At 60.6% G+C, this 12,115-nt stretch carries 9 protein-coding genes; 3 read left to right on the forward strand and 6 right to left on the reverse strand.

Going from position 1 to position 12,115, the window contains the following annotated elements:
* Nucleotides 1–120: 120 nt before the first annotated feature.
* The 3 genes from focA to G5358_RS09885 all read right to left on the reverse strand — a co-directional run bounded on the left by focA (nucleotide 121) and on the right by G5358_RS09885 (nucleotide 4,738).
* Nucleotides 121–969 carry a formate transporter FocA gene (gene focA, locus G5358_RS09875; RefSeq protein WP_041210327.1) on the reverse strand — a complete coding sequence of 283 codons (849 nt, stop codon included), beginning with the start codon at nucleotides 967–969 and terminating at the stop codon, nucleotides 121–123.
* Nucleotides 970–1,350: 381 nt separating this feature from the next.
* On the reverse strand, nucleotides 1,351–3,111 hold the full coding sequence (ycaO, locus tag G5358_RS09880; protein WP_005352574.1) for a 30S ribosomal protein S12 methylthiotransferase accessory factor YcaO: 1,761 nt from the start codon (nucleotides 3,109–3,111) through the stop codon (nucleotides 1,351–1,353).
* Nucleotides 3,112–3,304: 193 nt separating this feature from the next.
* Nucleotides 3,305–4,738 (reverse strand): glycoside hydrolase family 1 protein, encoded by a 1,434-nt coding sequence (locus G5358_RS09885; RefSeq protein ID WP_368216812.1) that lies wholly within the window; start codon nucleotides 4,736–4,738, stop codon nucleotides 3,305–3,307.
* Nucleotides 4,739–4,905: 167 nt separating this feature from the next.
* On the opposite strand from G5358_RS09885, the gene G5358_RS09890 reads away from it, so the two are divergent.
* Entirely contained in the window at nucleotides 4,906–5,769 is an 864-nt protein-coding gene (locus tag G5358_RS09890) for a LysR family transcriptional regulator (protein WP_021231364.1), read from the forward strand.
* Nucleotides 5,770–5,815: 46 nt separating this feature from the next.
* Here the strand turns inward: G5358_RS09890 and G5358_RS09895 are convergent, their stop codons facing one another.
* Nucleotides 5,816–6,523, reverse strand: a complete 708-nt coding sequence (locus G5358_RS09895; protein ID WP_421324028.1) for a substrate-binding periplasmic protein — start codon at nucleotides 6,521–6,523, stop codon at nucleotides 5,816–5,818.
* Nucleotides 6,524–6,741: 218 nt separating this feature from the next.
* The gene (metE, locus tag G5358_RS09900; RefSeq protein WP_421324022.1) at nucleotides 6,742–9,006 is read right to left on the reverse strand and encodes a 5-methyltetrahydropteroyltriglutamate--homocysteine S-methyltransferase; all 2,265 of its coding nucleotides are present in this window, start codon (nucleotides 9,004–9,006) and stop codon (nucleotides 6,742–6,744) included.
* 280 nt (nucleotides 9,007–9,286) lie between these two features.
* Between metE and G5358_RS09905 the strand changes: the two genes are divergently transcribed.
* Nucleotides 9,287–10,195 carry a LysR substrate-binding domain-containing protein gene (locus G5358_RS09905; protein WP_421324023.1) on the forward strand — a complete coding sequence of 303 codons (909 nt, stop codon included), beginning with the start codon at nucleotides 9,287–9,289 and terminating at the stop codon, nucleotides 10,193–10,195.
* Nucleotides 10,196–10,200: 5 nt separating this feature from the next.
* Here G5358_RS09905 and G5358_RS09910 read toward each other — a convergent pair whose 3' ends face one another.
* Nucleotides 10,201–11,136 carry a LysR substrate-binding domain-containing protein gene (locus tag G5358_RS09910; RefSeq protein ID WP_041210333.1) on the reverse strand — a complete coding sequence of 312 codons (936 nt, stop codon included), beginning with the start codon at nucleotides 11,134–11,136 and terminating at the stop codon, nucleotides 10,201–10,203.
* Between the two features lie 192 nt (nucleotides 11,137–11,328).
* Between G5358_RS09910 and G5358_RS09915 the strand changes: the two genes are divergently transcribed.
* Entirely contained in the window at nucleotides 11,329–12,066 is a 738-nt protein-coding gene (locus G5358_RS09915) for an isochorismatase family protein (RefSeq protein WP_245097607.1), read from the forward strand.
* Nucleotides 12,067–12,115 lie beyond the last annotated feature (49 nt).

Genomic DNA, 12,115 nt, shown 5'->3' on the forward strand with positions numbered 1-12,115 from the left:
TTGACAGAGGTCTGCCATTCACCGGCCGCGAAGCCTTCCCATGCTTTTTGGAACTGTTCGTTAAGTTCTGCCATTTTTCATTACCTCACACGGTATTGATGTAGTATCCCGCAATCATCCTTAATGATGACGACGGAAGATAAACCAGTAAGTCAGACCAACCATCACGCCACCACCGATGATATTACCGATGGTCACGGGGATGAGGTTGTGTAGGACGAAGTTGGATACGGTCAGGTCAGCAAAGGTTGCCGGATCCTGGCCGATGGCCTGCCAAAACTCCGGGCCAGCCACACTATGGATAGCGATGCCAACCGGAATCATAAACATGTTTGCGATGCTGTGCTCGAAACCTGATGCAACGAACATGGCAACCGGCAGCAACATAACCACTACCTTGTCAGTCGCGCTGCGGGCACCAAATGCCATCCAGGCAGCCAGACATACCATCAGGTTACAGAGGATACCCAGTGCAACGGCTTCGAAAAAGGTGTGGTGAATTTTGTGCTGGGCCACTTTCAGGGCATTCAGACCCCACTGGCCGTCAGCTGCCGTGTACTCGGCAGAAACAATGATCAGCGCCACCATCAGAAGACCGCCAATCAGGTTGCCGAAGTAGACCAGCCCCCAGTTCTTGAGCAGCTGTGCCCAACTGATGCGATTGGCCGCTTTGGCCACCAGCGTCAGGGTAGTGGAGGTGAACAGCTCAGCACCGAGCAGCACACAGAGGATAAGGCCGAGAGAGAAACAGAGACCGCCAACCAGTTTGGCCATACCCCAAGGCATGGAACCGGTACCGGTAGTCACTGTGATGTAGAAGATAAACGCGATGGCGATGAAAGCGCCTGCGGTGATGGCCAGTGGAATGACCTTGTATGCCGGCTTGGTGGCCTTGGCATAGGTGATGTCTTCAGCCAGTGCAGCGATGGCTTCGGGCTTGAGACAATCGAATGGAGATTCAGCTTTCAATTATTTTCTACCTGAATGTTTTGCCTGTTGAAATCATAACAAAGGGCCAAATAGCCAAAATTGACATTGATCAAGTTTATCAGAGTGCGAATGTAATTTTACTACAAATATTTTAGTGCGATGGCTACGCCACTTTACACCAGGTATCAGCTGAAACAGAAATGTCACATTTTTAATGCAATGATTTTAAAGAATTTATTTTCGATCATGGAAATATGGTATTGGCAAGATATCTTTGCAGATCGCCAGCACATCCCCTGCCCTGCCATCAACCCCCTTAGGGGTATTTTTTGTTTTTTATTTCATCTTTGAATAACTATCCCGTGCCTTGCCGCACGATAAACAGAAGGGGCCACTCGGCCCCTTCCTTTACAGCAACAATCACGCCCAGTGATGGGCTCGCTTGGCCTTTTGCAGCTTCTCGTAAGCCGCCAGCAGCTTCTGGTGCAGCGGGAACTGGGAGAGCGACAGGTCGGCCGCCTCCAGCCCGTGGAAGCGTGCTTCGCCAGTGGCGTTAGCCCATGCCTGTGCCAGCGTCTCTTCGCCATACATGCGAGTGAAGACGGCGCGATACTGCTCCGGATCCCGCTCCTCGTCGAGGAACAACTCGACGCAGGCACGCAGGGCGCGGTAGTAACTGGCACGCTCGGCAGTGAACACTGACTGGTTGAACTCCATGGTCCAATCGATGAGATCGAGAGCAGTCTCCAGCTCACCGGCGGCCAGCGCCAGCATGGCTTTCAGCTCGCCAACGCGCAGGGTGTGCAGCGCGGTACCCTTGGCAGCGGCGATGCCCAGCAGCTCGCGTACACGGGTACGCTCGTCGTGCCCCTCTTCATCCAGTTGATCAAACAACGCCATGTACTGCTCGGCATCCCAATCCAGTGATGGCAGTGCCAGGATCACTTCGCGCAGGTTGGCGCCCATATTGTTGTTGGCCAGCAGCAGATCTTCGGCCGGATAGATGTCGGACATGCCCGGCACCAGGATGCGGCAGGCGTAGACACCCAGATGCTCGTAGTCGGCGATATAGACCGGCTGCTCCAACTCGTGGAAGATGCCGATCAGGTGATCGAACTCCTCCTGCGAGGTGCCACGAAAATCCCAGTCGGCAAACTCGAAGTCCGCATCCTGCTTGAACAGGTCCCAGCTGATAAGGCCCGAGGAGTCGATGAAGTGGGTCTCGAGGTTGTGGTGATCCGCCACCTGCTCGTTGTCGAATGACGGCGGCACAAACACGTCGAGATCCTTGAGACCGCGGCCCTGCAGCAGCTCGGTGACGGTACGCTCGAAGGCCACTTCGAAGCGCGGGTGGGCACCGAAGGAGGCAAAGCAGGTGCCATTGCTCGGGTTGAGCAGCACCACACAGATGACCGGATAGCGGCCACCCAGAGAGGCATCGAAGCTGTAAATGGGGAAGCCTTCCGCTTCGAGGGCGGCGATGGAGGCGGCAATCCCCGGATAACGGGCAATGACCTCGTCCGGGATCAGCGGCAAGCTGATGGCCTCGGCGATGATCTTGTTCTTCACGTGGCGCTCGAACACCTCGGAGAGCGCCTGGGTGCGCGCTTCGGTCTTGGTGTTGCCGGCGCTCATGCCGTTGGAGACATAGAGGTTGCCGATGATGTTCATCGGGATGTAGACGGTCTCGTGATCGGACTGACGCTCGAACGGCAGGGCGACGATACCGCGCTCTTCGTTGTTTGACTGCAGATCCACCAGCATGTCGGCGGTCACTTCACCATCCGGGTTGTAAAACTTGCGGGTGAAGCTGTCGAGCAGACCGGCCGGGAACTGGTCACCCTCGATGGGGAACCACTTTTCGTTCGGGTAGTGAACGAAATCGCCGTTGGCGACCTGCTCGCCCAGATAGAAGTCGGCGAAGAAGTAGTTGGTGGAGAGACGCTCGAAATATTCGCCAAGGGCAGAAGCGAGGGCCGCCTTCTTGCTGGCACCCTTGCCGTTGGTAAAGCAGAGGGCGCACTCTTTGTCCCGAATATGCACCGACCAGACGTTCGGCACGGGGTTGAGCCAGGAGGCCTCTTCAATATCAAAGCCCAGAGCTTGCAGCTTGGTCTGGAAGCGTTCGATGGAGTCTTCCAGCGCCGCGTCCTTGCCGGGAATAAAAGTGTGGTCAGTCATCACGATATCCTGATTTTTATTGGCTCATGTTCGGCCGCAGATAATAGCAGGGGTCGGCGGCTTTGGCAGGACAAAAATCAGCAAACAGGGATGAGTCGCACGGTGAGAAACCGGCTTGCCCCCTCTCCCCCGCCACAAACAGCACGGGCCCGGGGATTGCCCGGGCCCGCTGGTTACGCGACGCGATAAACCGTCAGAGCTGCTTGCCCTGGCTGGCGATCACCTGGCTGTACCAGTGGAAGCTCGCCTTCTTGATCCGGCGAAGGGAGCCCCCCTGCTCGTCACGCTCCACATAGACGAAGCCGTAGCGCTTCTGGTAGCCGTTGAGCCAGCTCAGGATGTCGGTGAACGACCAGGCGCAGTAGCCGAGCAATTCCACCCCATCCTGCATCGCCTCCTGGCACGCCTTGACGTGGCTGCGCAGGTAATCGATGCGGTACTCATCGTTCACCTTGTCGCCCGCCTCCAGCTTGTCGAACTCGCCAAGGCCGTTCTCGGTGATCATCAGCGGCAGACCATAGCGGGAAGAGAGGCGACGCAACGCGATGCGCATCCCGGTCGGGTCGATGGCCCAGTCCCAGTTGCTGGTCTCAAGGTGCGGATTGGGTGCCGTCTTGTAGAGGCCGGGGATGCCGCTGGACGGGGTAGTGCCCTTCTTGCCGGTGGTGTTGATCCGCTGCAGGGTCTGACCGCCCAAGGGGTTATCTGTGTAGGTCAGGGTGTAGTAGTAGTTGACGCCGATGTAGTCGGGCGTCCCCTCTCGCAGCAACTCCATATCGCCCGGCAGGATCTCCGGCGCCTCGCCGTTTTCCCGCAAGTAAGCGAGCGCCGCCTGCGGATAGCGGCCGAAGCAGTAGGCATCCAGCCACCAGAGGTTGTTGAACTCCTCGGCGTTCTCGTAGGCCAGCATATCTTTCGGATCGCACGACGCCGGATAGGCTGGGGAGTAGGCAAAGCTCGGGCCGATGAGGCCATTTGGCACATGCTGGCGAAACGCCTTGATCACCCGGGCGTTGGCCAGAAACGCGATATGGTTGGCGGCAAAGAAGCGCTTGCGATCCTGCACGGCGGGCGGATGGGTGCCGAGCTGATAGGCGTTGGTCAGGTTGTAGTTCTGCTCGTTAAGCGACACCCAGTACTTCACCTTGCCGGCAAAACGCTGATAGAGGGTCACGCAGTAGCGCTCAAAATCCTCGATAATGCGTCGATCTTCCCAGCCGCCGTACTCATCCTGCAGCGCCTGCGGCAGATCCCAGTGATAAAGGGTCAGCACCGGTTCGATCTGGTGGGCCAAGAGGGTGTCGATCAGCTTCTCGTAGAAGGCCAGACCCGCCACGTTCACCTCACCGCGACCGGTGGGATAGATGCGTGGCCAGCTCACCGAGAAGCGGTAAGCCTTGAGCCCCATCTCGGCCATCAGCGCCACGTCCTCTTCCATGCGGTGGTAGTGATCCACCGCCACATCGCCGTTGCTCCCCTCAAAGGTCTTGCCCGGCAGCTTGGTGAAGAGATCCCACACCGAGGGCCCCTTGCCATCGGCATTCCAGCCCCCCTCCACCTGATAGGCGGCGGAGGCGGCGCCCCACAGAAAATCGCTCGGGAAGTCGTTGAACTTGTGGTGATGCATCTGGTGTTGCTCCTTCTGCGCTGATGGTGTCAGCCATCTCTGATAACTCGGCGCCCCCGTGCCGGGGCACCCGAAATGAATTGGCATAAGCATCCATCACTTCTAAAATTCCGTCCAATGACAAATATGACCACTCAACATTCCCAACAGGAATGAAAGGAGCCCTGATGGAGCTACGGGATCTGAAAGCCTTCGTCACTCTGGGGGAGGTGCTGCACTTCGGCCAGGCGGCGGTACGTCAGCACGTTACCCAGTCGGCCCTGAGCAAACAGATAAGGCGACTGGAGGAGGAGCTGGGCGGCGAGCTGTTCGAGCGCAACGCCAGCACCACTCGCCTCACCGGACTGGGCAGGGCGCTGTATGAAGATGCCCGCGCTGTGGTCATCCAGAGCGAGCAGCTCTCGCGCACCGCCCGCGACGTGCTGGCGGGCAATGTCGGCACCCTGCGCATCGGCTTTGGCGTGGCCACCAAAATCCTGGTGCCCGCCGCCATCGCCCGTTTTCGCGCCGAGCGGCCGCAAGTGACCATAGAGCTCAACGATCTCTCTACCCACCACCAGCTGCTGGCGCTGAGTGAAGGCAAGCTGGATCTCGGTTTTTGCCGCCTGCCCGCCCCCAAGGGGTGGCACGCCCTGCCGGTGGTCGAAGCACACTTTGTCGCCGTGCTGCCCGCCAGCTACCGCGATGTGAGGGAGTTGGCGGATCTGGTGGACAAGCCGCTGGCGATCCTCCGTCGGGACAAGGCCCCGTCGTTTTACGATCACCTGATGAACTATCTGGCCCAGAGCGGGCTGCGTTTTCGCGATATCCAGTACGTCAACGACTTTGCCGCTGGCGTCGCCACCGCGGCAGCAGAGATCGCCTGGACCCTGGTCCCCTCCTCCACCACCATAGAGCACCCGGATGTGCTCACCCTCCCCTTGAGAGACGGGGAAGCCTGTTGGACCATTGGCCTTATCCGTCCGCCCCACAGCAAGGGGCCCTTGATCGATGCCTTCTGGGCAACCATCGCCGATATGACGCCAAGATAGACACGCCCTTGGCAAACCTTGGCAAACCGCAGATGGCGGCAACGCATCAACGATAGCGTTCGACGATACGCGCCAACTCGCCGCTTTGTCGCAGCTGTTGCAGGGCACGGTTGAACTCGGTTATCCGGGTATTGAAGCGGGAGTGCTTGCCGATGCAGAGATTGAACGGAGTCGACTCAAGCACGAGTGGCACTTCAACCACCTGATTGGCCAGCCCCAGCTTGTTGAGTTTGAAGCGTGCGACCAGTGGGTCTGTCACCATCAGGTCCCCCCGACCCGCAGCCAGCATTTTGAAGACGTTATCAACATTGATGGTGTGATGAACGGTGAAGCTGGCCAGGTTCTCCTTGCCCCAGCCATTGCCGAGATAGTCGAGAAAGGTGAACGCCTTGAGATCGCCCAGGCGTTTGGCTTGCAGGAACTCTTGCATATGGGGATGAGCGCGCGGAGTAAATATCGTCAGGGTCGTCATGGTGACCGGCTCTTCCACAACCAGGGTATAGCTGCGCCGCTCGCGGGTAGCAACGGTCACGAAACCATCGGCCTGCGCCAGACGCACCATTTTTTGCGCCCGTTGCCACGGATAGCCTTCGTGGTGCACCCGCAGCCCCATTTGCGCCGCAACCCGCTCCATCACGTCGATCATCAGCCCGCGCATCTTGCCCTGTTCGTCACGCCACGAATATGGGGCAAAGTCGTCAAAATAGACCATCTTCAACTCGGCCGCTGGCGCCGCCCATGCACTCTGCCACATCAGCAATCCCCACAGGATTGCGATCCTCATACCTACACCCATGGCCGCGACTCCATCCACTCCTGCCACCTCTGAGCCTAGTGCAAAGCGGGCTGCGGCAAGGTTCAGGATCCAGTGGAGAAAGTGGCCAACGAAAAAAGAGAGAGGAAGCAGTGGCTTCCCCTCTCCCGTCAGCTTGTCAGCACGCCACCTTATCGATGGCGGCTACGACCTTCTGATCAGGCCAGCTCGGCGCGCAGCGCCCTGGTGGCATCGACCATCACCTTGAGGGCGGCTTCTGTCTCTTCCCAGCCGCGGGTCTTGAGGCCGCAATCCGGGTTGACCCAGAGCCGCTCGGCCGGGATCTGTTTGGCCGCCTTGCGCAGCAACCCCTCAATCCAGCTCTGGCTCGGCACATTTGGCGAGTGGATGTCGTAGACGCCCGGGCCAATCTCGTTGGGGTAGTTGAAGCGCTCGAACGCTTCGAGCAACTGCATCTGGCTGCGGCTCGTCTCTATGGTGATCACATCCGCATCCAGCGCCGCCACCGCCTCGATGATGAGGTTGAAGTCGCTGTAGCACATGTGGGTGTGGATCTGGGTGCTGTCCGCCACCGGACTGGCGCTCAGACGGAAGGCGCGCACCGCCCAGTCGAGATAGGCCTGATGATCCTGCTTGCGCAGCGGCAACCCTTCGCGGATCGCCGGTTCGTCGATCTGGATGATCTTGATGCCGGCGGCTTCCAAGTCAGCCACCTCGTCGCGAATGGCCAGCCCGATTTGCAGGGCAGATTGCTCGCGGCTCACGTCTTCGCGCGGGAAAGACCAGCAGAGGATGGTCACGGGGCCAGTCAGCATTCCCTTGACCGGCTTGTCGGTCAGGCTCTGGGCAAACTTTGTCCACGCCAGGGTCATGGGGATCGGGCGGTCGATGTCACGGGTGATCACCGGCGGCTTGACGCAGCGGGAGCCATAGCTCTGTACCCAGCCGAAGCGGGTGATGGCAAAGCCATCCAGCAGCTCACCGAAATACTCCACCATGTCGTTGCGCTCGGCCTCGCCGTGCACCAGCACATCCAGCCCGATGGCCTCCTGACGCGCGATGGCATCGCGGATCTCCGCCTTAATGCCCGCCTCGTAGGCTCTGTCATCGATGCGACCGGCGCGCCAATCCTGCCGCAATACCCGGATCTGCGAGGTCTGCGGGAAGGAGCCGATGGTGGTGGTGGGCAGCAGCGGCAGCTTGAGATCCGAGCGCTGCAGCTCGGCCCTGACCGGATAGGGGCTGTGGCGATCAAAATCGCCGTTGGTGAGGCTGGCGAGCCGTGACTGCACCGCCTTCTTGTGGACGCGGCTGTCAGACTCCCGATCGACGATGGGCTGGCTGTAGGCGGTGATTTTGTCGAGCTCGCCCCCATCCAGATACTCTCTGAGCAGTCCCAGCTCGAAACATTTTTGCAAGGCGAAGGCGAACCAGCTGCGGGTCTGGGGATCCAGCTCCTGCTCCAGGGTCAAATCCACCGGGCTGTGCAGCAATGAGCAGGAGGAGGCCACCCAGAGCCGCTCGCCGAGTTTGGCTTTCAGTGCCTTCAGAGTCGGCGCCAGCTTGGCCAGATTGGCACGCCAGACGTTGCGGCCGTTGATCACCCCGGCTGAGATGACCCACTGGGCGGGCAGATGCGGCACCAGGGTCTCCAGTTGCTCGGGGGCGGCCACCAGATCCAGATGCAGGCCATCTACCTTGAGGCTGGTGATAATGTCGCGCTGATGAGTCACTGAACCGAAATAGGTGGTGAGCAGCAGCTTGCAGGGGCCCGCGAGGCGCTCGTAGGCGTTGAGGTAGGCCAGCCGCCACTCGTCCGGCAGGTCCAGCGTCAGCGCAGGTTCATCGATCTGTACCCACTCCACCCCTTGTGCAGCCAGTTTCGCCAGGATCTCCTGATAGACGATGAGCAGGCGATCGAGCAGTTCAAGACGGGAGAAGCCGATCTCTTTCTCCTTGCCCAGCCACAGATAAGAGACTGGCCCCAGCAGCACCGCCTTGAGCGGCAGCCCCAGCGCCTTGGCCTCTTCCACCTCGTCAAACAGCTGGCTCCAGCCCAGCTTGAAGCGCTGGTCACGGCTGAATTCCGGCACCAGATAGTGATAGTTGGTGTTGAACCATTTGGTCATCTCGGCGGCGGCCGCCGCCGGGCCGGTCGGCGCACGGCCGCGGGCCACCCGGAACAGGGTGTCGAGATCGGTCTCGCCATGACGGTGACGGGCAGGCACTGCATCCACCAGCAGACTGGTGCCAAGCACCTGATCGTACCAGGCAAAGTCGCCCACCGGCAGTAGATTGACCCCGGCGCCGTGCTGTGCCTGCCAGTGGCGCTCACGCAGCGTCTTGCCCACGGCAACGAGTTCGGCCTGAGTGGTCTCGCCACGCCAGTAGGATTCGAGGGCAAATTTCAGCTCGCGCTTGGCGCCGATACGGGGGAAGCCCAGGGTGTGTGCTCGTGTCATAGGTTCATTTCCTTATGCTCATTCATCTGATGGGAAACTGGATGATTTAGCCGTCCAGATGTTTACACATCCAAAATGACAAGATAAGGTGACGCTGGCTATTGAATCCTCTTCAACTGGCTCTCAAATAATCCTCAACTGACCGCCGAACAGGTTCACCGCGAGGATACAGAGGCCCGTTCTTGCATGTGTTAAGAAGCGCAACAGCAAGACGGCAGGAGGCCAAGCCACCCCCGACAGCCGCATCAGCGCCATACGCAATCTCACAAGGAGCCATCTTATGGCAGTGCCAAGCAATGCAGGGATAGAGATCAAACACTTGAAAACATTGACCGCGCTGGCCGAGCACGGCTCGCTGGCCGGTGCGGCGCTGACCCTCAACCTCACCCAGTCCGCCCTCTCCCACCAGCTCAAAGAGCTGGAGACCCGTCTCAATCTGGAGCTTTACCTGCGCAAGAGCCGCCCGCTGGTGCTGACCGCAGCGGGCAGCCAGCTGCTCGCCCTCGCCCGTCAGGTGTTGCCCGCCCTGACCCAGACCGAGAAACAGCTGCAGGCCTTGCAGAGCGGCGATGCGGGCAGGCTGCATCTGGCGCTAGATTGCCACAGCTGCATCCAGTGGCTGCTGCCGCTGTTGCCGGAATTTCGCCGCCAGTGGCCTGGGGTGGATCTGGAAGTGGAGTCGGTGCCGGGCTTTGATGCCATCAATGCTCTGCTCGGCGGTCAGCTCGACCTGCTGCTCACCTCGGACGTGCAGGCCCGCGGCGATCTCCACTTCGAGCCGCTGTTTTCCTTTGATCTGACTCTGGTGATGGCGCCGGATCACCCCCTCTGCCACCAGAGCCGCATCGAGCCGGGCGATCTGGGGGCGGAGGTGCTGCTGGTCTATCCGGTGGAGCGCAGCCGCATGGATATCTTCAGCCGCTTTTTGCAGCCCGCCGGGGTGGAGCCCGCCCGCTGCAAGCCGGTGGACAACACCTCGGTAATGCTGCAGATGGCCGCCGCCGGGCTCGGGGTCGCTGCCCTGCCGCGCTGGGCCAGCGACGAGTTTGTCAGACAGGGGATGCTCTGCGCCCGCCCCCTCGGGAGCGGTATTCGTCGCCATATGTATGGCGCGGTGCGGGCCGCCGATCGGGATCAAGCCTGCCTGCAGAGTCTGTTCGAGCGCATTCGCACCAAGATGGAGGGATAGCTCCCTCAGCGAGGCTGGCCGACCTCTGCCAGCAGTGCAGGCAACTTTGCCTTGATAAAATCGATGAGGGCTCTGACCGCCGGTGACAGGCCGCGCCGCGCTGGGTAGAGCATCACCAGCTTGCCATCTTTGGGACGCCACTCGGGCAACAGTTGTTGCAGCCGCCCATCCGCCAACTCACCCACGCAGGCGTAAAGTGGCAAGCCCACCATCCCGAGCCCCGCCAGCGCCGCCTGTTTGAGGGTTTGCACATTGTCGCTGCGCAACAGCACATTGACCGCCACCTCCTCACTCTCCCCACTGTCGTGTCGCAGCCGCAACAGATCGGCCTGACGCTCCAGCGAGCTGAAAAGCAGGGCATCCTCTCCTTCCAGCTGGCGTGGATGCGCCAGCGCATCGTGGCGAGAGAGCCACGTTGGGGCAGCCAGCACGCCCCACTGCACCGTACAGAGCGGCACCTGCACCAGACTGGAGGGGGGCTGCTCGAAGGCCACCCCGCGGATCACCACATCCAGCCCCTCCTCCAGCAGATCCACCTGCCGATTGCTGGCTTGCACGGCGAGTCTCACCTTGGGGTATTGCGCCATAAAAGCGGGCAGCAAGCGGGCAAGCAGCGCATCGGCCATGGTAATGGGCACGCTGATCCGTACCAGACCGCTCGGCTCCTGCTGCCGTTGCCGCACAGCCGCCTCTCCGGCCTGCGCCTCGGCCAGCATCGCCTGACAGTGGCGATAAAGCACCTCACCGGCATCGGTCAGGCTGAGCTGGCGCGAGGTACGTTGCAGCAGCCGGGTATCCAACCGCTCCTCCAGCAGCCGGATCCGGCGCGAGATCCGCGACTTGGGCACGCCAAGCGCACGCGCGGCGGCAGTGAATCCCTGTCGCTGCACCACATGGGTGAAGAGATAGAGATCATTCAAATCAAGTTCCAGTGGTGTCATCGGGCAGCCTTGGTCAGGGTGAGGATCATTCACATCGTTCCACCAATGGAACGATAAGAACCTATTTCACCAGATTGTCGCCATTTTTGCAGCCATCATAATGGCCCTGTCCCCATCAGACGGTTGCTGCGCGGGCAATCCGCCCCACCAGCAAGGGCCGTTTGACTGTTCCAATATCACAAGGAGTTCACCATGAAACTGCGACAAATCTGCTCTGCCACCCTGCTCGGTCTGGCGACCCTGACCGCCACCCTGGCCACCACAGTGACACCGGCCATGGCCGCCGAGGCTACCAGCCACCCGACCGTATCACCCAACCGCTATCTGGAGATGCTCTCCCGAGACAATGCGGTACTGCTGCTGGTCGACCATCAGGTCGGCTTGCTGAGCGGCGTGCGCGACACCACGGTGGGCGAGCTCAAGCACAACGTGGTGGCGCTGGCCAACGCCGCCCGCGCCCTCGGCGTGCCGGTGATCGTGACCGCGACCATGCCCGATGGCATGTGGGGCCCCACCATGCCTGAACTGACCAGTGCCCTGCCGGATGTGAAGGTGATCAACCGCACCGTCATCAACGCCTGGGACGATCCTGCCGTGCGCGCCGCCATTGAGAAGACCGGCCGCAAACAGCTGATCATCGCCGGGGTATCCCTCGAGATCTGCGCCAGCTTCCCGGCCCTCTCTGCCAAGGCTGCCGGCTATGATGCCCGGGTGGTGCTCGATGCCTCCGGCACCTTCAACGAAGCCAAGCGCACCACTGGGCTGCAACGCTTGCTGGGGGCCGGTATCCCGGTCACCGACTACGCCTCTGCCGCGGTCGAGATGCTGCGCAGCAACGTCGACCCCAAGGCGCACGATGTCTACAGCGCCCTCGACATGCCTTTCGCCACCCTGGTGTGGCAGATGCAAGAGGGTGCCAAGAAGTCGTAACTCGCCCCGCCTTCGGTCAGATGACCGAAGGCATCTTTTATCTTCAAGA

Source organism: Aeromonas sp. 604176, assembly GCF_049170755.1.
GTDB classification, from domain to species: Bacteria; Pseudomonadota; Gammaproteobacteria; order Enterobacterales; family Aeromonadaceae; genus Aeromonas; species Aeromonas veronii_A.

What these genes read in the sequence shown, in the direction of transcription:
- ycaO (WP_005352574.1), bottom strand. Translation starts at nt 3,111, where the DNA reads ATGACTGACCACACTTTTATTCCCGGCAAGGACGCGGCGCTGGAAGAC.
- metE (WP_421324022.1), bottom strand. Translation starts at nt 9,006, where the DNA reads ATGACACGAGCACACACCCTGGGCTTCCCCCGTATCGGCGCCAAGCGC.
- G5358_RS09915 (WP_245097607.1), top strand. Translation starts at nt 11,329, where the DNA reads ATGAAACTGCGACAAATCTGCTCTGCCACCCTGCTCGGTCTGGCGACC.
- G5358_RS09885 (WP_368216812.1), bottom strand. Translation starts at nt 4,738, where the DNA reads ATGCATCACCACAAGTTCAACGACTTCCCGAGCGATTTTCTGTGGGGC.
- G5358_RS09910 (WP_041210333.1), bottom strand. Translation starts at nt 11,136, where the DNA reads ATGACACCACTGGAACTTGATTTGAATGATCTCTATCTCTTCACCCAT.
- G5358_RS09890 (WP_021231364.1), top strand. Translation starts at nt 4,906, where the DNA reads ATGGAGCTACGGGATCTGAAAGCCTTCGTCACTCTGGGGGAGGTGCTG.
- G5358_RS09895 (WP_421324028.1), bottom strand. Translation starts at nt 6,523, where the DNA reads ATGTGGCAGAGTGCATGGGCGGCGCCAGCGGCCGAGTTGAAGATGGTC.
- G5358_RS09905 (WP_421324023.1), top strand. Translation starts at nt 9,287, where the DNA reads ATGGCAGTGCCAAGCAATGCAGGGATAGAGATCAAACACTTGAAAACA.